Origin of the sequence: Paenibacillus sp. FSL H8-0283, from assembly GCF_045040675.1 — a bacterium.
GTDB classification, from domain to species: domain Bacteria; phylum Bacillota; class Bacilli; order Paenibacillales; family Paenibacillaceae; genus Paenibacillus; species Paenibacillus amylolyticus.
This window is the reverse complement of the sequence record NZ_CP150295.1, coordinates 6,304,711-6,328,603: the sequence shown is the minus strand read 5'-3', so window position 1 is coordinate 6,328,603 and position 23,893 is coordinate 6,304,711. Positions and strand designations below refer to the sequence as shown.

14 protein-coding genes are annotated in these 23,893 nt (G+C 48.5%); 10 read left to right on the top strand and 4 right to left on the bottom strand.

Translation table 11 applies throughout. The features are described 5' to 3' along the window. Positions 1-57 precede the first annotated feature (57 nt). Together MHI52_RS27925 and MHI52_RS27920 are read right to left on the bottom strand one after the other, a co-directional pair. Positions 58-747, bottom strand: a complete 690-nt coding sequence (locus MHI52_RS27925; protein ID WP_127551491.1) for a response regulator transcription factor — start codon at positions 745-747, stop codon at positions 58-60. A 21-nt stretch (positions 748-768) separates the two neighbouring features. Further along, the gene (locus MHI52_RS27920; protein WP_405158005.1) at positions 769-1,980 is read right to left on the bottom strand and encodes a sensor histidine kinase; all 1,212 of its coding nucleotides are present in this window, start codon (positions 1,978-1,980) and stop codon (positions 769-771) included. A gap of 211 nt (positions 1,981-2,191) precedes the next feature. Here MHI52_RS27920 and MHI52_RS27915 point away from each other — a divergent pair, with 211 nt between their 5' ends. From MHI52_RS27915 to MHI52_RS27905, 3 genes are read left to right on the top strand one after another with little or no spacing between them, the layout of a single operon-like run. Beyond that, the gene (locus MHI52_RS27915; protein ID WP_282320131.1) at positions 2,192-3,127 is read left to right on the top strand and encodes an ABC transporter ATP-binding protein; all 936 of its coding nucleotides are present in this window, start codon (positions 2,192-2,194) and stop codon (positions 3,125-3,127) included. A 12-nt stretch (positions 3,128-3,139) separates the two neighbouring features. After that, on the top strand, positions 3,140-4,336 hold the full coding sequence (locus tag MHI52_RS27910) for an ABC transporter permease (protein WP_405158004.1): 1,197 nt from the start codon (positions 3,140-3,142) through the stop codon (positions 4,334-4,336). After that, positions 4,329-5,507: an ABC transporter permease gene (locus MHI52_RS27905; RefSeq protein WP_127551482.1), complete on the top strand. Its 1,179-nt coding sequence runs from the start codon at positions 4,329-4,331 to the stop codon at positions 5,505-5,507. The genes MHI52_RS27910 and MHI52_RS27905 overlap by 8 nt, the downstream gene beginning before the upstream one ends. 99 nt (positions 5,508-5,606) lie before the next feature. On the opposite strand, the gene MHI52_RS27900 is transcribed toward MHI52_RS27905, so the two are convergent. Both MHI52_RS27900 and MHI52_RS27895 read right to left on the bottom strand, forming a co-directional pair. Then, positions 5,607-6,449 (bottom strand): flagellar motor protein MotB, encoded by an 843-nt coding sequence (locus tag MHI52_RS27900; RefSeq protein ID WP_127551480.1) that lies wholly within the window; start codon positions 6,447-6,449, stop codon positions 5,607-5,609. Further along, on the bottom strand, positions 6,433-7,230 hold the full coding sequence (locus MHI52_RS27895; protein ID WP_062837042.1) for a flagellar motor protein: 798 nt from the start codon (positions 7,228-7,230) through the stop codon (positions 6,433-6,435). Before MHI52_RS27895 ends, MHI52_RS27900 begins: the two co-directional genes overlap by 17 nt. 169 nt (positions 7,231-7,399) lie before the next feature. Here MHI52_RS27895 and uvrB point away from each other — a divergent pair, with 169 nt between their 5' ends. From uvrB to MHI52_RS27860, 7 genes are all read left to right on the top strand, one after another. Beyond that, positions 7,400-9,391 carry an excinuclease ABC subunit UvrB gene (gene uvrB, locus MHI52_RS27890; protein ID WP_127551478.1) on the top strand — a complete coding sequence of 664 codons (1,992 nt, stop codon included), beginning with the start codon at positions 7,400-7,402 and terminating at the stop codon, positions 9,389-9,391. 866 nt (positions 9,392-10,257) lie between these two features. After that, positions 10,258-13,116 (top strand): excinuclease ABC subunit UvrA, encoded by a 2,859-nt coding sequence (gene uvrA / locus MHI52_RS27885; RefSeq protein ID WP_282320133.1) that lies wholly within the window; start codon positions 10,258-10,260, stop codon positions 13,114-13,116. Between the two features lie 337 nt (positions 13,117-13,453). Beyond that, positions 13,454-13,666 carry a hypothetical protein gene (locus MHI52_RS27880; protein WP_017692026.1) on the top strand — a complete coding sequence of 71 codons (213 nt, stop codon included), beginning with the start codon at positions 13,454-13,456 and terminating at the stop codon, positions 13,664-13,666. A 455-nt stretch (positions 13,667-14,121) separates the two neighbouring features. Beyond that, the gene (locus tag MHI52_RS27875) at positions 14,122-15,291 is read left to right on the top strand and encodes a S1C family serine protease (RefSeq protein WP_047840633.1); all 1,170 of its coding nucleotides are present in this window, start codon (positions 14,122-14,124) and stop codon (positions 15,289-15,291) included. Next, complete coding sequence (locus MHI52_RS27870) at positions 15,278-17,230, top strand: stalk domain-containing protein (protein ID WP_405158003.1); 1,953 nt, start codon at positions 15,278-15,280, stop codon at positions 17,228-17,230. The genes MHI52_RS27875 and MHI52_RS27870 overlap by 14 nt, the downstream gene beginning before the upstream one ends. A gap of 327 nt (positions 17,231-17,557) precedes the next feature. Then, entirely contained in the window at positions 17,558-20,071 is a 2,514-nt protein-coding gene (locus MHI52_RS27865) for a U32 family peptidase (RefSeq protein ID WP_017692029.1), read from the top strand. Between the two features lie 104 nt (positions 20,072-20,175). Beyond that, positions 20,176-23,826, top strand: coding sequence for an SNF2 helicase associated domain-containing protein (locus MHI52_RS27860; protein ID WP_405158002.1), 3,651 nt, complete (start codon positions 20,176-20,178; stop codon positions 23,824-23,826). Positions 23,827-23,893 lie beyond the last annotated feature (67 nt).

Sequence of the window (23,893 nt, the reverse complement as noted above, 5' to 3'; positions counted from 1 at the left end):
AACAAAGAAAAAGGTATTTCCTAACGCCGTCACAGGCAAGGGAAATACCTTTTTTTGTTATTGTTTTAACATAAAGATGGCGATTTGGGTCCGATCACGCAAGCTCAACTTACCGAGAATATCCGTGACATAGTTTTTGACGGTGCCTTCACTGAGGAACAGTTTGGCGGCAATTTCCTTATTGGACAACCCCTCCGATATGGCCTCGGCAACCGCCAGCTCCATACGTGTCAGTCCATAGGCTTCGATTGGATTCTGTGTCAGGGGAATTGCAGCGGGACGAAGAAGGCCTGCCAATTTGCGGGCAATATCCGGATGAATTAACATATCACCGTTATGTACGGTCTTGATGCCTTGAATGATCCGCTCGGGGGGGACGTTTTTGAGCAAATAACCGCTTGCTCCATTCTGTAATGCCTGAATAATATACTCATCGTCGTCAAAAGTAGTTAGCATGAGCACCTGGATTTCAGGAAAACGTGCCTTGATGCGTTTGGTACCTTCAACTCCGTCACATTCCGGCATCCGAATATCCATTAAAACCACGTCCGCAGACGTCCCTGATTCAAGCAATTCCAATGCTTCCTGCCCATTTGAGGCCGTGCCTGTAACGAAAATGCCGGAGCCCAGTCCAAGCAACACTTTCAGGCTCTCACGAATGAAGTAATCATCGTCTGCGAGAATCAGCCGAATAAGTGGGAGCTGGCCTGAATCATTCTTGTTGTTCACATCATTACGTTCGGACATGAAAATATTCACTTCCTTTTTTCAGAGTATATCCATCTGGTTCGTTATTGGAATGCGTGTAATCACTGTATACGGATAAGCCGATTGAATCTCCAAGGTTCCTCCCACCATTTGTGTGCGCAGAAGCATACCTTCCTGCCCTATGCCGTTTCGCTTGGAAGAAGGAGGATTGATTTTGCCATCATTACTTACACTCATACACACTTCCTGATCCCCAAATACCAGCTCTACTGTGATTGAAGAAGCATTTCCGTGTCGCAGGGCATTGGTCAAGGCTTCTTTGGCATTTTTGAACAAAACAATTTGTATGCTGGGATACAGCACATGGGATGGGCCATGAACTTCATAATTTGTCTTCACGCCGGTATCTCTGCCCACTTCCTCTAGGAGACGATCCAGGGCGTAGGCTTCGGATGCATAGGAATTAGGTTGCAGTTTGTGTAGTGTGCTGCGCATATCATCCATACTATCGGCCAATTGATCGCGAATCTGTCTCACCATTTCCGTTCCTTGTTCCATATTCAGGGGAAGGGTCAGCAGGGCGGATTCCGACATCATTTTGGTGCGGATCAGTCGATGCCCGATATCATCATGAAGCTGTCTGGAGATACGGGTACGTTCCTCTGCCTGAGCCACTCCTTCAAGTTGCTTTGTAAATAACAGCAACTGCGCACGAGTTTCTTGTAGCTCGTAATGTTTGCTGCGAAGTTCGTCATAGACTTGTTCCAGTTGTCCGCGGCTGCTCGCCGTTCTTGATCCCTGCCAGGACAGAGCCGCTGTGATGAGCAGAAGCAGGTTGCCAAGAACCATCGCAGTTGTCTCTGGGGAGAGTAATGTAGTGGCGGTTGTATTTAGTGTGGTTAACCCTGGCTGCGGTGCCTGTGGGTCAGAATAATGCCAATGCAAAGCGACATTGTTAGCGACAAGCTGAATTGCAAACATCAACCATCTGCGACTTCCCTCCAGTCTGTATATATACACGTAGAGCACGGATAGAGAGAGGAAAAACATAAATGGTCCATACGAAGCAATCAACCAGCAGCTCCAGAGTATTTCGGCCAGCAGCAACAGCCATTGCTGTGTACTTGAACGGTTAAAATCTTTCCACACGGAGAGTCCAAGCGCGATGATGATATACAAGGTGTAGACGGCTTCATTTTCCAAGGGAAGCATCAACAGGTACAGTACTGCTGGAACGATAATTAATCCATATTGCAGAAACCGCATTGGCATATGTAAATGACATCCTTTATATAAAAAGTGGAGTACAAAATCTCTTGGTAATGCGCCCTTGATTATACCATAAGCAGCATTCGAATCAGGAGATGACTTAAGTCACCTTCGATTCATGACTTTTTGTACCTTCGCTACAGATTGCGATCCGTTACAATAAAATTATGAAATCCAGCGGCGAAGGCCGAAACGGAAAAGGGGCGTAAAAGGGATGGGCATACTTGAAGTGGATCATGTAGTAAAACGATACGGCAGCAAGCTGTCCGTGGATCATTTGAACCTTAGTGTTGGCAAAGGCGAGATTTTTGGATTGCTTGGTCCCAATGGAGCAGGAAAAAGTACCACCATTAGCATGATTGCAGGGCTCCTGAATATGGATCAGGGTGAGATCAGATTAGATGGGATCTCGGTCAAGGAGCGACCGCTTGAAGTAAAGCGCAAGATCGGACTCGTTCCGCAGGATCTGGCTTTATACGAAACCATGTCTGCTGCGGAGAATGTGACCTTTTTTGCCAGACTGTATGGACTGCGTGGAAAATTGCTTAAGGAAAGAGTGCAGGAGTCCCTTGAATTTGTAGGGTTGCAGGATAAAGCAAAGGATGCCCCCTCGACCTTCTCTGGCGGTATGAAACGCAGGTTAAACATCGCATGTGCGATTACACATCGCCCGGATCTAATTATCATGGACGAACCGACAGTTGGCATTGATCCGCAATCCCGGAATCATATTCTTGAATCGGTACGGACACTCAACAAGATGGGTTCAACGATCATATATACAAGTCATTACATGGAGGAAGTGGCTGCGATTAGTCACCGGGTTGCGATTATGGATCAGGGGCGAATTATTGCCTGTGGGACTGAAGCAGAGCTGAGAGAACGGGTAGCATCGGAGGAAAAAGTAGTGCTCTCCACTTCCGTTATCGGTCCCGACGTCGTGGAAGAACTGAAACTTCACCCCCGTGTGCGGATGGTAGACGTTTCAGAGAATACACTGACCATTACGCTGCCTTCGGCACAGCAGGATCTCCAGGATCTGCTCTTCATTTGCAGCAAACATGAAGTATCCATTCAGTCGCTCAAGGTCGAAGAGCCGGATCTGGAAACGTTGTTCCTCAATCTGACCGGGCGTACGCTTCGGGACTAGGGGGAGCAAGAGATGAATATATGGCATATTTGCATCTTTGAATTAAGGCGTATTCTTAAGATTCGATCTGTGGTGTTAAACCTGTTTATTTTGCCGTTGTTACTGATTTTTATATTGGGCACGGCCCTTTCCAGTACGATGGGTACGGCGGATGATGTTATTCCGGATACTGTACGTGTGGGAATCATTCATTTGAGTACTGAATCTGGTGGAGAATCAAGTACGGTTAATCAAGCACTGGATTCATTCGTTGAATCCCCGGAAGTGGCTGAGATGGTCAAGGTGCAGAACTTTACAACTGAAGAAGAGGCCGTTCATTCGCTGCGTACCGACAAGCTGGACTTTGCTGTAATGATTCCTTCGGATTTTGAGCAAAACGTGATGATGGGGAAAGAGGCCAGGTTACAGTGGATACGAGGAAAGGACAACACACTTAATACCTTGGGTGAAACTTTGTTCACACGTTTTACGGATGAATGGAACCGACAGATGGCGATTACCAAAGTGCTCGGTCCGGAAGTAATTGCTGCCATGGCCTCTGCTTCGGAGTCTGGTACGGCGAATTCAACCTCGATTGCTGTCACTAATCCCGGTAAGACAGGTACGGCGTATAGTGCCTCCCAATACTATGCAGCTTCCATGCTGGCGATGTTCATGTTGTACTCAGGCATGACAACCAGTACCAGCCTTTTTGGAGAGCGTGATAACAAAACGTTAATTCGCCTTCAGGCTGCGCCTATAGGTAATGGAGTTATTTTCGCTGGCAAAATTGCAGGTAATAGTCTGCTTGCTTTCTTACAAGCAACAACGATCATCCTTATGACATATTGGCTCTACGGTGTGGATTGGGGAACCCATCCTTGGTATATTGTGCTGACTTGTGTATGCATCACATTGGCATCCATGACTCTTGGCGTAATCGTGGCATTGGTATGCAAAAGCACAGCATCGGCCAGTGCAACCTTACAAGGTATCATCGTTGCCATGACATTCATCAGTGGTGGGTTCATGCCCATTCCGATTGATTTTGTACAACGGCTTAGCCAATTTACGGTTAACCACTGGGCGCTCCAAAGTTTTCTGAGAATGATGCTGGATGCACCTGTAGCAGAGATTGTGTATAACATTCTAATGTTAGGCGTGGTATGCGCTGTATTAGTGTTCATCTCAGGGATGATCTATAGAAAGGCAGGATACCGATATGAATAGTCTACACATCGCCTGGTTGATGATTAGACGTACACTTGGCCGTAAAATGGGCTTCATTACGTTTCTGCTTCTGCCTTGCCTGGTGGTTACAGGAGCGGTTGCTCTTTTTGGAAGCGAGCAGATTACACGTACTGTTATTCCCTATGTGAATGAGGATGGAGGGGTGGCAGGGACATGGATGATTCATGAACTTGCTGACAAGGAGGAGTATCTGCTCAAACCGATGACAAACGAAGCAGAAGTGAAGGAAGCCATCGCTCAGCAAAAAGGAAGTTCTGGCATCATCATTCCGGCACATTATACGGAGGATCTGTTACAAGGAAAGCCAACCGAAATTCAATTGGTGGAACTGCGTATAAGTGAAAGTTCCTATACCCTACGAGCAGCAGTTGAAGGTTTGACGAGCGGATTGTTACAATCTGCTTCAGCTGTTAAGGTGGCAACAGGTCCTGTCTCAAGTGAGACAGATATACTATCGAGTACACTGAAGCCATTTGAACAGCTTTTACAGGAGATAGGAAAACATCAAGTCGCTGGTGAAGTCACCGATCTGCAGATCTATCCCAAGCCAGGCCTGAACAATGTGACTGGATTTACAATCATGTTTATGATGGGGCTGTTGACCAGTGCAGTGGCTGTGATAATGGAAGATCGCAGGAAACGTACGATGGCCAGAGTATATACGGCACCCGTCCGTGCATATGAGATTGCGCTTGGTAACTTCCTCGGTAGCTTTGTCATTGGCATGATTCAGATTGTTCTCGTTTTGGGAGTCAGCAGGTGGCTACTGCATTATGATGCCGGTATTCCTTTTGGCATTCATTTCATCATCTTGGCCGCATTCATGCTGGTTTCCATGGGGATCGCAAGTACCGTGGCAGGATTAATACGTAATCCCAAAAATGCCAACATGCTGAATTCACTTGTCATTATGCCAACTTGCATGATAGGTGGTTGTTTCTGGCCGATCTCGTTGATGCCGGATTATATGCAAAAGCTCGCCAACTTTGTTCCACAGAAATGGGCGATTCAGGCGGTGGAGACGATCTCTGCTGGCGGTACATTGTCGGATATCACATTGCCACTATTGATTTTGTTTGGCATGGCTGCCATTTTGCTGACTGTTGGCTCTGCGATTCTACGCCCTAGCCAGCCAGGAGTAGAGGCATAAGGTTATACGACATAAAAAAAGCACGCTCTGCTGAATTGAATTCAGTTAGAGCGTGCTTTCTTTGCATAAGGAATGATGCGTTATGTGAGATATTGATGATTAAGGTTGGAGTTGACGCAGGACCGTTATTTCGACCCGACGGTTCTTTTGTCTTCCGGCCGCTGTGGTGTTGTCACCCGTTGGGCGAGTATCCGCATATCCGGCATACTGGAATCCGTCTGGATTAAGCTTCTCTGTATCCAAAAAGAATCGTAATACAGACAGTGCACGTTCTCCAGAAAGTTCCCAGTTGTCTTTGTACGTGGAGTTGGCCCCGACCGGAATATTGTCCGTATGTCCTTCGATGCTGACAACGGTATTCAGATCACGGAACAGGCTGGCAAGTTTACTTAGCGTTGGTGCTGCACCGTCCTTTAGAGCGGCCTGTCCCTGATCAAACAGGAAGCGGTCACTAAGTGTAATGGATAGGCCCTGTGGCTTGTCCGCAACAAAAATCTGATTTTCCAGTTTATTATCCTCGATATATTGGGTAATCACATTGAACAGATTTTGCAATTCCTGCTCCTGTGATCTGAACTGTTCTTCCCGTTCTGTGAGGGGCTTGTTGTCATTATCTGGTGTTGCAGTCCCGGAATCGGAAGGGTTTCCTTCACCATCTGAAGGATCTTCACCCTGCACCTCGGATGGTGGAGTCTCTGTAATCGTTTGACCGGGTTTCTCACCGAGTCCCTCACCAAGCTCAAGGATTGAGTCGGACGCATTAAATGTATTTTGTAACGATTGAGTAACGACGTCATATTTACCGGAATCCAGATTGCTCATGGCATACATGATGACAAAAAAGATCAAAAGCAGAGTGATGAGATCGGCATAAGTAATCATCCAGCGATCCCGATGATCGATAGTTTCACGTTTTCCGCGCCGTTTACTGCGCCGACTCATCCAATCCCTCCTTTGCTAGGGGGCGTATATGCTGACGATGCGTAAGGGTGAAGGACTCCAGTCTTTTGCGTACAAGCTGGGGATTCTCACCGTTCTGAATGGCAAGTACACCTTCGAGAAGCATTTCCATGGTCTGCACTTCATCGGCACCTCTGGATTTGATCTTGGAGGCAATGGGCAAAAAGATAAGATTGGCACTGGCGACCCCATACAGGGTTGCGGTAAAGGCAACAGCAATGGCAGGTCCGAGTCCGGTTGGATCGGTCAAACTGCCAAGTACCTGAATAAGTCCCATCACGGTTCCGATGATCCCCATGGTTGGAGCGTACCCACCAGCGGATTCGAATATTTTGGCGTAACCCTCATGTTTTTGTTCAATAGAATCGATCTCCATCTCCAGGATCTGGCGAACCACATCCTGATCGGTACCATCAACAACCATCTGAATACCGTCTTGCAAAAATGGATGCGGATGATCCATAACCTTGCGTTCCAATGCAAGTACACCTGAGCGGCGTGCGATTGAAGACATCTCCACCAGTTCTTCAACCCACAAGCCTGACTCATTATTGTTACGTCCAAAAGCCATACGCAGGGCAGCTGGAATCGTACGAAGGCGATGCGCCGGGAAACTGGCAACCACAGCAGCAATCGTTCCACCGAATACAATTAAAGCAGCCGTTTTTTGCAGGAGACCAGACAATTGGCCGCCTTCCCACAAAAAACCGCTAATGACTGCGGCAATTCCGGCAATAATACCGATAAGTGTCGCAATATCCATAAATTAACCCACTCCTATCTTCATTTCACGTTTGCATCACTAAAACGAACGAGGTATAATTAAACGGGAACAAATATTCCTATTACTATAAGTTTTCCCATATGAAAATTCGGGGAACTTCGACAATATATAGTGACTATTATTTTAGACGATAGGGTGAGATACGGCAATGAGCGATATTATAATGAGCGACAAAACGTTCGAAATCGAATCAGAGTTTTCTCCCCAAGGTGATCAGCCTGCAGCCATTATAGAATTGGTGAAGGGTGTTCAGGAGGGGAAGAGGTACCAGACACTGCTGGGTGCAACGGGTACGGGTAAGACGTTTACGATAGCCCAGACGATAGCCCAACTGCAACGTCCGACGCTGATTATTGCACACAACAAAACGTTGGCAGCGCAGCTTGCAAGTGAGTTCAAAGATTTTTTTCCTAACAACATGGTTGAGTATTTCGTCAGTTATTACGATTATTTTCAGCCAGAAGCATATATCCCGTCCTCCGATACGTATATCGAGAAGGATTCAAGTATTAATGAAGAGATAGACAAACTGCGGCACGCAGCGACAAGTTCGTTGTTTGAGCGCAGGGACGTCATCATTGTAGCGAGTGTTTCCTGCATTTATGGTTTGGGTTCACCGCACTCGTATTCAAGCATGTTGCTCTCACTTCGGGTAGGCATGGAGAAACCGCGCAATCAGATTTTGTCTCGTCTGGTAGAGATCCAGTATCAGCGGAACGATATTAACTTTGTGCGGGGTACATTCCGTGTTCGTGGGGATGTTGTTGAGATTTTCCCTGCCTCCAAGGGTGAACATGCAATTCGGGTTGAATTGTTTGGTGATGAGATCGAGAAAATTACGGAGATTGATGTGTTAACCGGAGAACTGATTGGTGAACGTGAACATATTGCCATCTTCCCGGCGTCTCACTTCGTAACGCAAGAAGAGACAATGAAGGTTGCGCTGGTGAACATTGAGCGTGAACTGGAGGAGCGTCTTGAAGTGTTGCGTGAACAGGGGAAACTGCTGGAGGCTCAGCGACTGGAGCAACGCACACGGTATGATATCGAGATGATGAAGGAAGTTGGATTCTGTTCGGGGATTGAGAACTATTCCGGTCCGCTGACTTTCCGCGAACGCGGCGATACCCCATACACACTGATGGATTACTTCCCGGATGACATGTTGATCGTGGTCGATGAGTCTCACGTGACTCTGCCACAGATCCGTGCGATGTACAATGGTGACCAGGCGCGGAAGACGGTATTGGTTGAGCATGGTTTCCGTCTGCCGTCAGCGCTGGATAATCGTCCACTCAAATTCGATGAGTTCGAAGGCAAGATGGATCAGATCATCTATGTATCGGCCACACCAGGCCCGTATGAGATAGAGCATACCGATACGATGGTGCAACAGATTATCCGTCCAACCGGACTGCTTGATCCAATCATTGAACTGCGTCCAACAAAGGGGCAGATCGATGACTTGATTGGTGAGATTAACGACCGGATTACCAAAGACGAGCGTGTGTTGATTACAACATTAACGAAGAAGATGTCCGAGGACCTGACGGATTATCTGAAGGAAGTTGGAATCAAAGTTCGTTATCTGCACTCCGAGATCAAAACGTTGGAACGGATGGCGATTTTACGTGATTTAAGGTTGGGCGTTTTCCATGTCCTGATCGGAATTAACTTGCTCCGGGAAGGTCTCGATCTGCCCGAAGTTTCCCTCGTCGCTATATTGGATGCTGATAAGGAAGGATTCCTGCGTTCCGAACGCTCACTGATCCAAACGATTGGTCGTGCGGCACGGAACAGCGAGGGTCGCGTTATTCTATACGGTGACAAAGTAACGGATTCGATGGATAAAGCGATAAAGGAAACAGAGCGTCGTCGTGCAATCCAGATCGAGTACAACGAGAAACATGGAATTACACCACAGACGATTCGCAAAAAAGTGCGTGATGTGATTGAGGCAACCAAAGTTGCCGAATCCAAGAAAGACTATCTTACAGGCGCAGCCGAGAAGATGTCGAAGAAAGATCGCCAGGCGCTTATTCAGCGCCTAGAGGTAGAGATGAAAGATGCAGCCAAAAACCTGCAGTTTGAGCGTGCTGCCGAGCTTCGCGATGCGTTGCTGGAACTTCGCGCTGAATAAGATACAGCTCATTCATATGCTCCGGTAAAGATGGATCTGTAACAAGAGAACGGCCAATTGGCCGTTCTCTTGTTGAGTAAGGAAATCGTTGATATCTACCGATAATAAGAGATGTTGAAATCTTGAATTCAGGTCTATACTGATAGAAATGTTGAAATTGGTTAAAAGGTTTATAGGAAAGCAATTGGGAGTCGAGAGTGCCCCGGTGTTGACCTCGGAGCCGAGCCGAAGGCAATGGCGACCTTGCCGCGACCAAGGCGAAGCCGAGAGCGTTCCGGTGTTGACCTAGGAGCCGATCCAAAGGCAATGGCGACCCTGCCGCGACCAAGGCGAAGCCGAGAGCGTCATCGGTGTTGACCTAGGAGCCGAGCCAAAGGCAATGGCGACCTGACGCGACCAAGGCGAAGCTGAGAGCGACCCGGTATTGACCTTGGAGCCGAGCCGAAGGCAATGGCGACCTGACGCGAACGTGGCGAAGCCGAGAGCGTCCCGGTGTTGACCTTGGAGCCGAGCCGAAGGCAATGGCGACCTGTCGCGAACGTGGCGAAGCCGAGAGCGTCCCGGTGTTGACCTTGGAGCCGAGCCGAAGGCAATGGCGACCTGTCGCGAACGTGGCGAAGCCGAGAGCGTCACCTCGCAGTAGAGCGGCCGTATAAGGTTCCGGCAATGAGCCGGAACCTTATACGGAGCCGCGGGCACACGACCACCCTTCACATAGCAAGACCCGACCCCTCACCGTTGCACCGCTTGTTTCGGGTGTCCAGAGGGCTGCGCCCTCTGGGGCCCTCCCTTGGAAGGGAGGGTTTGGGAGGGATCGAAAAGCCTTTTAAAAGGTTGGATTAGCAAATTTGAGAGGATGAATACTATTGGCGAGCGATAACATTGTCATTAAAGGCGCACGAGCGCATAACCTGAAAAATATCGACATTACCATCCCGCGTGACCGCTTTGTTGTATTAACCGGCCTGAGTGGCTCAGGCAAGTCCTCGCTGGCTTTTGACACGATCTATGCCGAAGGACAGCGGCGTTATGTAGAATCATTGTCAGCTTACGCACGGCAGTTTCTGGGACAGATGGAGAAACCGGATGTGGATTCCATCGAAGGATTATCTCCTGCCATTTCAATAGATCAGAAAACAACAAGCCGTAACCCACGTTCCACAGTAGGAACCGTGACCGAAATTTATGATTACCTGCGCCTGTTATTTGCACGTGTGGGCCATCCACATTGTCCGGACCATGGCGTGGAGATTAGTTCCCAGACCGTAGAACAAATGGTTGACCGCATTATGCAATATCCAGAGCGTACCCGGTTGCAGATTTTGGCACCCATTATCTCGGGCCGCAAGGGCGAGCATAAAAGTGTATTTGCTGATGTGTCCAAGCAGGGCTTTGTCCGTGTACGGGTAAACGGGGAACTGCGTGACCTGTCAGAAGATATTCAATTGGAGAAAAATAAAAAGCATACGATTGAAGTGGTTGTTGACCGGATCGTTGTTAAGGATGATGTACAGGCGCGTCTGGCGGACTCCATTGAAACGGCACTTAATTTGTCCGGTGGACAACTCCTGGTGGACATTATGGGTGAAGAAGAGCTGCGCTTCAGTTCCAACTTTGCCTGCCCGGTGTGCGGATTCAGTATTGAAGAGCTGGCACCGCGGATGTTCTCATTTAACAGCCCTTTCGGGGCTTGCCCGGATTGTGATGGGTTAGGTGTCAAAATGATCGTTGACCCTGATCTGCTCGTACCGGATCGGACTAAGACCATCGAAGATGGAGCTTTTGATGCTTGGACAGGTGGTACATCCACCTATTATCCGCAGTTCCTGAAGTCGGTATGTGAGCACTTCAACATTCCGCAAAATGTACCTGTCGAAGATCTGCCAGCTGAGCAGATGAACAAGTTGTTGCAGGGTACAGGTACGGAGAAAATCCGTTTCCGCTATGAGAATGATTTTGGACAACGCAAGGAAGCACTGGTTACCTTTGAAGGTATCGTGAATAACCTGGAGCGTCGTTACCGTGATACAGCTTCTGAAGGTATTCGTGAATTCATCGAAGGTTACATGAGTGCGAAGCCTTGTGGTACATGTAAAGGTCAGCGTCTGAAACGCGAGAGTCTTGCGGTTACGATCAATGATCACAACATGGCGTATGTGACTAGTTTGTCCATTGGTGAAGCTGGCCGATTCTTCGATTCATTGGAATTGAGTGAGAAAGAGCAGACGATTGCCAAGCTTATTCTGAAAGAAATCAACAGTCGTCTCGGCTTCCTGGTGAATGTTGGTCTGGATTATCTTACACTGAGTCGTGCTGCCGGAACATTGTCAGGTGGGGAAGCCCAGCGGATCAGACTGGCCACACAGATTGGTTCCAGCCTGATGGGTGTATTGTATATTCTCGATGAGCCAAGTATCGGTCTGCATCAACGGGATAATGATCGTCTGATCTCAACGCTTGCGCATATGCGCGACATTGGTAATACGTTGATCGTGGTTGAACATGATGAAGATACGATGATGGCTGCCGATTATATTATTGATATTGGCCCAGGTGCAGGTATCCACGGAGGTACCATCATGTCACAGGGTACACCGGAGGAGATCATGAACGATGAGAACTCCTTAACCGGTCAATATCTGAGTGGACGCAAATTCATTCCGATTCGTACAGAACGTAGAAGTGTAGGAGACCGTTGGTTGGAAGTACGCGGAGCCAAAGAAAATAACCTGAAGAATCTGAATGTGAAGATTCCTGTAGGTGTATTTACTGCGGTAACGGGTGTGTCTGGCTCAGGTAAATCCACATTGATCAATGAGATCCTCTACAAAACGCTGGCACGTGATCTGAACCGTGCTCGGGTACGTCCGGGTCAACATAAAGAGATTCGTGGTCTGGAGCATATCGATAAAGTTATCGATATTGACCAGTCGCCAATCGGGCGGACACCACGTTCCAACCCGGCTACATATACCGGTGTCTTTGATGATATCCGGGATCTGTTTGCTCAGACGAACGAAGCCAAGGTACGTGGATACAAGAAAGGCCGGTTCAGTTTTAATATCAAAGGTGGACGTTGTGAAGCCTGCCGTGGAGACGGCATTATCAAAATCGAGATGCACTTCTTGCCGGACGTCTATGTTCCTTGTGAAGTCTGCAAAGGCAAACGATACAACCGTGAAACGCTTGAAGTGAAATATAAAAACAGAAATATTTCCGATGTGCTGGAAATGACGGTTGAAGATGCAACCCAATTCTTCGAGAACATTCCGAAGATCCATCGTAAAATGCAGACACTGATGGATGTGGGTCTGGGTTATATCAATCTGGGACAACCTGCAACCACATTGTCTGGTGGTGAAGCCCAGCGTGTGAAGCTTGCTTCCGAGCTGTATCGCCGCAGTACGGGGAAAACCATCTACATCCTCGATGAGCCGACTACCGGTTTGCATGTCGATGATATCGATCGTTTGCTGAACGTGTTGCACCGTCTGGTTGATTCCGGCGAATCGGTGCTAGTGATCGAGCATAACCTGGATGTGATCAAAACGGCAGACTATGTTGTTGATCTGGGTCCAGAAGGCGGTAGCGGTGGAGGTACCATTGTTGCAACCGGAACACCTGAGGATATCGTTAAAGTGGAAGCTTCTTATACCGGCAAGTACTTGAAGCCGGTTCTGGAGCGGGATACCGAGCGGAGCAAGGCACTGCAGTTGGTGGACTAAGGTCCTCTAACCAGTAGTTATATCAATATGAAGTGGCAGTATTGGCCCTTCTTCTCGAAAAGGTAAAGACGTTGGATTACGATCTAATGTGCTCTGCTTCTGAGAAGAAGGGCTTTCATTATGAATTATGCACGGTGTTTCCTTCGGACTAAGGTTATTTCGTGAGAGTGTTTACATATGCATTGCGACGAGCGTTACAGGAATATTCGGCCAAATTGTCTTTTTTTCATTTTTATGGATGATAGGGCTTGCATTACAAGCAGGGTACAGATAACATAGAGGAAGATATTAGGGTGTGCGTTAGCTGTTCAACTATGGTAAGGAGGTCTGTCTATCCATGCTGTTTGCAGAAGCTGCCACGGCGAGTACATCGAATTTTAATGCATTTGATATTTTTGTCATCTTATTTACGATCCTGATTTTCATCGGAGTTGTTCGCCTTCTTCGGGCACCGAAGAAGAATCTGTTTGCGATCGGATTTGCAGTAGTCAGCCTACTGGTATTTCTGATGACAGACTATGCGATGATAACGGGTTGGTTTGCTCAGTAGGAATGCCGCTGAATTGAATTAAGCCAATAGTGCATGTTCAAAAAGATCGGTTTTCAGTACCGAGAAGATGGGATGAAGCTAGAAATGGAGTAGCGGAGCGTAGGGAGGACTACGTGAGCAACGGACATTTCGGCTGAATTCTATATTCGATGCTGATGATGCCATTAGGCATCCTTCGTAATCAAAAGCGGACTTTTTGAACAACCTCTAAAAGAGGCACAGACGAACACCTTCCAGAGAGACATGGAGGGTGTTTTTTTTCGTTTATATCGAGCGATAGAACAAGATTTTATCTTCTCTACTAAAATAGGACTTAAAACAATTGTATATCCAGATTCTGTATGATACATTGAGGGATACCGGAATTGCAGATGAGAGAAAAAGAGAATAGATTCAGCGATGAATCCGATGTCGAGTCGCGCAAGAAGGATGTATAGAGAGGGTCAGGTGAGAATATGAGCGTGTTGGGTAAAAAGGGGATAGCCATACTGATGGCTGCTGTACTCTCGATTAGTGTAGCGGCAACGGCCGGTGCAGCTGAATCCAAAGCGGCGATGCAAGCGAAAGTGGTAGATGGTCAAGTCTATGTGAACACCAAGGATCTGCTCAAGGCAGTTGGTGGAAGTGGACAATATGATGCCAAATCCGGAACGTACACGTACAAGGGAAGTGAAGCCATTCCCAAAGTGATCGAAAAGGTATCTCCTTCGGTCGTAGGCATTATTGGGAAATCTACCGAAGTGCAGGACGGTGCAACATCAGACGACCGTTATAATCTTGCACATGGTACAGGTGTCATTATCCGGTCCAATGGATGGATTGTAACGAATGCACATGTGGTCGACGGATTAACGAATCCGGTTGTCGTAACGACGGATGGCAATACATACAAAATTACGAAAACATACAGTGATGCACTAAGTGATCTGGCGCTAATCAAAATCAATGCCAAATCACTCAAACCGGCGAGCTTTGCCAAAGCTTCACAAACTACTGTTGGAGAAACGGTGATTGCCTTGGGTACGCCGATTTCCTTTTCTCTGCGCAACTCGGCAACGGTAGGGGTAATTAGCGGCTTGAATCGTGGTGTTGAGGCGACCTACCGGTTGATTCAGACCGACACGGCCATTAACCCAGGAAATAGCGGAGGACCGCTGGTCAACCTGAAGGGTGAAGTGGTTGGTATCAATTCCATGAAATTTTCTGCGGTCGGCGTAGAGAGTTTGGGATTTTCGATTCCCGTGGATACCGTTCAATATATCATCGATCAGTTTTTTAAATATGGAAAAATAAAACGTGCAAGTCTGGGGCTACAGCTGGAGGAAAGTTGGTCTGCGATTGTGGGCCTGCCTACAGATGATCCCTTAACGATTACGGGCGTACTGTCTCCAGAAGCCAAGAAAGCCAAAATCAAAGAGGGCGATGTCCTATACAGTGTTGCGGGCACACGTGTCTCTTCAGTAGTGGATATCAATGAGTTGCTCAAAAAGTATCTGCCTGGGCAAAAGGTAAAGCTGTTGATGCAATCGGATGGCGATATCGTCACCCGCACGTTGGTGCTTGCTGATCGCGCAGACATCGTAGACGAGGAAGATGAAGCGTTCCTTGCAGATGAAGAACAATAAAGCCCGGCGATCAGCCCGGATGGAGAGAGGACGAAAGAACGGAATGAAAAAGTCATGGATACGTGTGCTAAGCACAGGTGTATTAACCGGGATGCTGACCATTGGCGCGGCATTGCCTGTATGGGCATCTGATCTGACGACAAGTGAACTACGGGTGAAAGCGGGGAGCACGAGCGCCTACATCAACGGCGATAAGCAGGCCATAGCCAAACCTTACAAGTTCAAGGGTGTTACGATGGTGCCTGTGGGAGTGTTCAAGAAAGCATTTGGCAGTGAAATCCGGTTGGAGAAAAATGATGTTGTCAAAATCAAGGAAGGTCCACACACGGTTACCCTAACGATTGGCAGTTCAATTGCCTGGGTGGATGGTGTAAAACATGAGATGGGTGCCGCTCCCAAGATGGTGAATGGTGTACTTATGGTTCCACTTCGTCCGGTTGCTGCCGGTATCGGGGCGACGCTAGCTCCGACTAGCTCCGGAGAAATGGTCATTCGTCTGTTGCAAACCGATGATTCGGTGGATGACGAGGATGGCATTCATCCGGATGAAGGCAAAACCAGAATTGGTAACAGTTTTTACGGTTGGTCCATTAACTACCCGGCAGACCTTATAGTTTTCCAGACCGGTGAGCAGGAGCGCATGATGACTTTTGGCACTGCGGACAACAGTTATTATCTTGAAGTGTATGTCAGCGATCAGGATGTGGCTCTGGATGCGGATGATTTGTTGCAGCAACTCGTCCAGGAGGCCAAACAATCGGGAGATACGGTGCTGGATCGTCAAGCGGTGTCGAAAGGCAAAACACCTTATGCACGGATTATCGTGAAAGATGTAGACGGCATGTTATGGGAGATGCGTCAGTATCTGAGTGAAGGTCGTCAATATGATGTGTACCTCGCGGATTACGAAGCCCTGAATTATAAAGATCTAGGCAAACGTGCAGCGCTACTCAATTCATTCCAGCCAACATATGCAGAGTCGGATCGAACGATTAAGGATCTATCCACCGTAGATAATGGCATGCGCTCCGCGTGGAACGATGACTATGGTATTGAATTGAAGATTCCAGCCGGCTGGTCAATGGATAACAATCAGATGATCTATGAAGCCAAGGATGGTGCGTATCTGCAATGGCGTGTCACTTCGGCGAAAGCAGGTACAACGGTAAAAGACTGGAGCGGCCAACTGGATAAGTGGATGCGCGAGACATTTACACCAGAGAGTTACGAGCCAATTGGTTCATATACGATGGATATCTCGGGAGAGACTGCTGAGGTGAATGAATTCCGTTATAACTTTGGTGGGGGCTGGCAGACCGAGTTTGATGTTCTTTTGCAGAAAAATGGGTATCGATATTATGCAGAGTATACGTTCCCTGAGGAGCAAAGTGCAGATCGGGCATGGTTTGAACGGATTATGAAGAGTGTGGAGATTGATTTTGATACGGTTGCCGATAATTTCGGTCAGCTGGATGAAGATCCTTATTTGACAGACAAAACGAAGACACTTACACGTACGTCCAAACGTTATAAATACAGTGTAGATATTCCGCGTTACTGGACGCCGTATAGTGATCGATTCGAATATTCACCTGTGGTGTACACCTTTACTGGCGGAGAATTCTCCATTGCGGCGAGCGAAGACAAGTCGATCGAGATGACGGTCAGCCAATTGAGAGAAGCCTATGCCGAAGCCACCAAAACCCGTAAGAACTTCAAGTTGCTTGGCAGTGAAGAGCTGACGTTTGCGGGTGTGCCTGCATTTTCCTTTACGTATCATGAGCTGGACAAAGGCGTGCCATATGCGGGTCGTCAGATCGTGTTTGAAAAGGACGGAACAACCTATACGATCACAAGTGGGCTGAATGATGCCAACAAGACAGAAGTTCAGGCGGCAGCCTTGGAAAAAGCAGTGAACTCATTTACTTTTATTAAATAAATGTAGTGGAGCCGGAGGGTCAAAAGACCTTTCGGTTTTTTTCGTTGTACTGGAAATGAAAATGGTAAACGGTTTTTTCAGGAAAACGTAGAAGAGTCGGTGCAGAAGTGGTACACTATACTAGTTCAGGAGTTATGACTACTGATCTGATGAATAGGAATGACTGTAAGCTTGGAGTTCAGGCAATACAGACATAATAGATAGATATTGTAATACCGTGACAATGCAGGTGTACCCGATAAGGTGCAGTCTTAGGCTTAGTATGTTCAGACGTTTAGAGATATAGGGATGAAATCCGGCGGATAGCCGGTTATGGGGAGGATCTACATGAAAACAGCAACAATACGAAGAGAAGACGTTGAACTTCTGGCACCGGCTGGTGACTGGGATTGTATGCGTTCGGCGGTAGCTAATGGCGCAGATGCAATTTTCTTCGGAGTCGAAAAGTTTAATGCACGGGCACGGGCGAACAATTTCCGTATGGACGAGCTGCCGGAGATAATGGCGTTTTTGCACAGTTATGGCGTAAAAGGTTTTTTGACCTTTAATATATTGATTTTTGAAAATGAATTGACGGATGCCAAAGAACTGATTGACGCTTGTGTCGATGCAGGTGTGGACGCTGTAATTGTTCAGGATTTGGGGTTGGTGAAGATGATCCGCGAGATCTCGCCGGATTTCCCGATTCACGGTTCAACACAGATGACAATTACGTCTCCGGAAGCGGTCGAGTTTACGAAGCCGTTTGATATGGAACGTGTCGTTCTGGGACGGGAGAATAACCTGAAGCAGATCCAGAAGATCGGTGAGCAGGCGAAGCTTCCAATGGAAGTATTTGTCCATGGTGCGCTGTGTGTATCTTACTCGGGGCAGTGTCTGACTTCCGAAATGTGGGGAGGACGTTCGGCTAACCGTGGGGAGTGCGCACAAGCTTGTCGTCTTCCATACGACCTGATGGTGGATGGGGTGCACAAACCGATGGGTGATGTAGCCTATCTGTTGTCTCCGAAGGATCTGGCGGCGATTGATTTGATGCCGGAACTGATCGAAGCAGGTGTGACATCTTTCAAAATTGAAGGACGTCTCAAAACGCCGGAATACGTAGCAAACGTAGTAAGCAAATATCGTAAAGCGATTGACCGTTATTTTGATGGAGATAACACACCACCAAGCAAGGAAGAAGTTCGCGAATTGCAGCAAAGCTTCTCCCGTGGATTCACACATGGTTTCCTGAGCGGTACAAACAACAAAGAACTGGTGGATGGAACGTTCCCGAAAAGCCGTGGTGTCTACCTCGGTCGTGTAGATCAAGTGTTGCGCGATGGTGTGGTCCTCAAGCTGGATGCACCTGTGAAACGTGGAGACGGAATTGTATTTGACGCCGGAGACCCGACTCAGAAGGAAGAAGGCGGACGGGTATACGATGTGCGTCGCAAAGGTGTAAAACTCGAAGGCGAAGCCGAAGAGGGCTGGATCGTTGACGTTGTGCCAGGCCGTAGTGACGTAGATCTGCGCCGCGTGAAAGTTGGCGACAAAGTGTGGAAAACGAATGACCCGGCGCTGGACAAACGTCTACGTCAAAGCTTCGAGACCGAGAAGCCGTACCGTGTATTCCCAGTGAAGGTGAAGGTCATCGGCAGCCCGGGGCAGCCGCTTAGCACATGGTGGACAGACGTGCAGAAAGGCACGACCGTCCGTATTGATTCCGAGATGGAACTGGACATCGCCCAGAAGCGTCCAATGACACATGAATTGCTCGAAGAGCAGTTCGGACGTCTGGGAGGCACCGTGTTCCAGTTGGAAGGAATGGACGTCAACCTGCACGGTGACGTCATCATCCCAATGCGCGAGTTGAATAATATTCGCCGTCAGGCGGTAGAACAACTCGCGGGTGAACGTCCTAAACCGCCTGTCTACGTGAAACGGGCGGTAGATGTGTACGGCGATTCAGTTAAACCGGCATCGCCAGTCGCTCGCGGTCAAGCAGAACTGACCGCACTCTGCCGTAGCCTGCCACAAGTGGAGGCAGCGATTGAAGCAGGAATCGGTATGATCTATGCCGACTTCGAGTTTATCAAACAGTTCCCGGCAGCCGTGGAAGCTGTGCATGCCGCTGGTCGCAAGATCGCGCTGGCAACACCGCGTATTCACATGCCTGGGGAGAACGGATATCACAACAACATCTTGCGTCTGAAGCCGGATGCGGTATTGGTACGTAATACAGGCGCACTGTACTTCTACCTGCGTCACCGGATGGAGAACCCGGATGCGAAGCACCCGGAATTGATCGGCGACTTCTCATTGAACATCGCCAATCACAAAGCAGTAGAATTGTTCCTGGAAGCCGGATGTGACTGGATTACCCCATCCTATGACCTGAACATTCAACAAATGGTTGATTTGCTGGGTCACTCCCGTACAAGTCAGACCGAAGTGGTTATCCATCAGCATCTGCCGATGTTCCACACCGAGCACTGTGTGTACTGTACGTTTATGAGTGAAGGAACGGACTTCACGAACTGTGGCCGTCCTTGTGAGGAACAGCGTGCATCCCTGCAAGACCGGATCGGCATGTCTCACCCGGTACGTGTGGATGAAGGTTGCCGTAATACGGTATACAACGCAGTGGAGCAGTCAGGTGCCGAGTATCTGACCAACTTTATGGATCTGGGTGTATCCCGTTACCGTGTGGAATTCCTGGAAGAGACACCGGAGCAGGTACGCGAAGTTATCGATCTGTATAACCGTGCACTGCGCGGCGAGATCAGTGGTACACAAGTGTGGAAAACACTCAAAGCAACAAACCAACTGGGCGTTACACGTGGTCAATTGGTAAAATAACGTTTGTATGGTACAACTACAGTTACAAGCATGAAGGAACCCCAATCTCTGCTTCAAGGAGCTCTTGGGGTTTTTTTACATCATGATACAGGAGGCGAAGAAGCGTGGCGCCATTCACAATTATGGATATCAAATTGCTGTGCGGGGTCACGGCATTCAAGCGCGGAGAAGATTATAACCAATCTGGCAGGGTGACCAATCTGGTGGTCGGTGAGGATCAGCTTCATTATGAAGCTCAGGTACGTGGATCGGAGCGTTATCAGGTTACGGTGGATGTAGATGGATCAGGTGAGATTGTGGCAGGCTGCAGTTGTCCGGGTGACGGTAGGCATTATGACTATTGCAAACATGTCGCTGCTGTCCTGTTGGCTATTCACGAATGGGGTGAGCAGCAGGAGCGTAATGCCACGATTGCTTCGGGGAAGCCTCCTCAACCTGCTCTAGGCCAAGGAGCCAATACCAGTTCCAGTTCAGGTTCCAAGTCCAGGGTTGGGACGTTGGTCGAAGAGAGCATGTGGGAGCGACCGCAGTCCCCTTCACAACGAGAGCAACTGAATGATGCCCCAGAGCGTCCGCCCGTTCACTTTGCCCAAGCAGGTCGTCCAAGCTCAGCTTCGGGGTGGGGCCGCTCAGCAGATAAACCTTCATACCGTACGGCGGATCAGATTCTGTCCATGTTTGCCAAGGATCGGAGACCGCTGCATGGAAATGATCGTAAATACACTGCCCCTGTCAGCCGTTCCTCCCTGCGGGAAGAATTGCAGGTTCAGTTTATATGTAAGCTGACACAGGTTCACAAGGGTGGTGGGAAACTTGCTCTTGAATTGAAAGTGGGTAACAAACGTCTGTATGTGGTGCAGAAAGTGAAGCAATTCCTGAACTGTATCGAGAAGGGCGAGCCCATGTCATTTACCAAGCTGTTTCACTATGATCCATTGATGCATGTTTTCACTCCGCAGGATCAGGCCATTCTCTCGATGCTTATTCGAATGAGACAGAGTGAGGAGGCCTATCGCCAATCCATCTCCGGTTATCTGGGAGCTTCGGACGGACGGGATATATTGATTGCTCCGCTCGTATGGAAGCCATTGCTGGAATTGCTGCTACAGGCTGACAGCCGGATGGAGGGCACGGGATTTGCCAATGGGCCACTCACACTAGGGGAAGGAGTACTTCCTTTATTTTACCGGATCGCCCAGGGAGCGAATGAAGGGTATCAGCTTGAAATTTCGGGACTGCGTGAGCTGATTCTTCTTCCTGCTTATGATGCCGCCGTGGTGGAAGGACAGTTGCATATGTTGGAGCCGATGCAGATGCGAAGTCTGGAGGACTTGAGTGGGGCGCTCACGTCGTATGGAATCAAGGAAAGCATCGATATTTCGACTCAGCAGGTGGATGAATTCGTACAGCATGTCGTGCCAGAACTGCGTACGCTTGGACATCTGTCCATTGATTCGCAGGTGCGTGAACAGATCGCGGAACCGGAACTTTCACCGAAGCTGTACATTGACTTCTATCGTGAACGTATTACAGCGCGTCTGGAATTCGACTATGAGGTCATGGTTATTAATCCGCTTGCCGAGTATTTAATAGATGAAGAAGAGAAAAAGGTTATTTTGGTGCGTGATCGATACAAAGAGCGGAATCTGATTGAACGGCTTGATCGATCCTTTCTCGAAAGGGATGGTAGTGTTTGGGCGAGCGAACGGGAAGATGCAATATATGATGTAATGTATCATCTGTTGCCTGAGCTTGAGAAACAGGTAGAAGTCTATATGCCAAACGCCGTGAAGGCGATGGTGCAATCCTATCCAACACCGCCGAAAGTACGGGCAGATTTGGGAAGAGGATTGGACTGGCTGGAGATTTCATTTGAGATGGAAGGTGTGGACGAGCAGGAGCTTCAGGAACTCATGCGTCGCATTGTGGAAAAGAAACCGTATTTCCGTCTCAAGAGCGGTGTCTTTCTTTCACTTGAAAATGAAGGTGCAGATAGCTTCGCTCACATGGCCGATTCACTTGGGCTGGGAGCAGATGACATCAAGAGCAGCCATATCCGGCTGCCAGCTGTTCGGGCGTTACAATTGCCAGGCAGGGACGAAGTTTCCGGTCATGTGAAGTGGGGAGGCTCTCTGAAACGTTTCCTCGATGATCTCAGAGATCCCGAACGGATGGATTTTACATTGCCGGGATCACTGACCCCCATCCTGCGGGATTATCAGAACAGTGGATACCAGTGGCTGCGTACCCTCGCTTATTATCGTTTTGGCGGCATTCTGGCGGATGATATGGGACTTGGCAAAACGTTGCAAAGTATCGCCTATATCACAGCGGTTCTTCAGGAGAAGCCTGAGTACAACATTGAGCATACGAGCGGTGATAAATACCGGGAGAGCGGATCATTACGGGGTGGTGAAACGTTGGCGACTACCGACATCGATCCCGAAACTGGGCTCCCATTGGACAAGATGGCTTCAGTGAATACAGATGGCTTATGGTCCACGATGCAGCAGGATGGACTGACGATCCGAACGAGGGTCATTCACCCTCCGGTACTTGTCGTGGCGCCTGCCTCGCTAACCTATAACTGGGCTAATGAGTTTGCACGGTTTGCCCCGCATCTGAAAGTCCTGATCGCAGCCGGTCAGAAAGAAGAGCGAGCCAATATGCTTTCAGGCATGGATGAGGCAGATGTAATTGTGACGTCGTATCCTCTGTTGCGACGGGATTTGGACACCTATCTCGGCCGAACCTTCCATACGCTCATTTTGGATGAAGCTCAGGCAATCAAAAATGCTTCTTCCCAGACCGCGCAGGCAGTGAAACAAATTCAAGCCCCGCGTCGTTTTGCACTCACAGGAACGCCTGTAGAGAACTCACTGGATGAATTGTGGTCCATTTTTGAAGCGGTATTCCCAGGATTATTTCCAAGTTACAGAAGATTCCGCGACCTTCCTCCGGAACGGATCTCGCGGATGGTGCGTCCGTTTATTCTGCGCCGCCTGAAGAAGGATGTGTTGGAAGAATTGCCTGATCGAATTGAAACGGTACAGCGGTCAGAGCTTACGGTTGAACAGAAGAAATTGTATGCCGCATACCTTTCCCAGCTTCAGGATGAAGCATCGAAGGACATGGAGGATAACGGATTCCAGAAGAATCGTATCAAAATTCTGGCTGGCATCACGCGCTTGCGTCAGTTGTGTTGTCATCCGGCCCTCTTTGTTGAAGGCTATCAAGGCGATTCCGGGAAAATGGAACAGTTGCTTGAAACGGTCGAGGATTGTTTGGCTTCAGGCAAACGAATTCTCATCTTCTCCCAATTTGCGAGCATGTTGAACCTGATTCGTCAGACCCTTGCAGCACAGGGAAGGAATCTGTTCTACCTCGATGGTCAGACCCCTGCGCAGAGCCGGGTTGAGATGTGCCAAAGATTTAATGAGGGCGAAGCTGAACTGTTCTTAATCTCCCTGAAAGCTGGCGGTACCGGATTAAACTTAACAGGGGCAGATACCGTTATATTATATGATCTATGGTGGAATCCCGCGGTGGAAGAACAGGCGATTGGCCGTGCCCACCGTATGGGACAGAAACAAGTGGTGCAAGTCATCCGCCTGGTTACCGAAGGTACAATCGAAGAGAAGATTTTGGAACTCCAGCAGCGCAAGAAGGACTTGATTGCCGAAGTGATCGAACCGGGAGACGGAGGATCGACGACCTTATCCGAACAGGATATCCGCGAATTGTTGATGGTATAATGGAGTCCAAGCATCGTAGCAATAGGAATCATTAATTATAATAAACTATGTATCTAGCAAAAGGAGT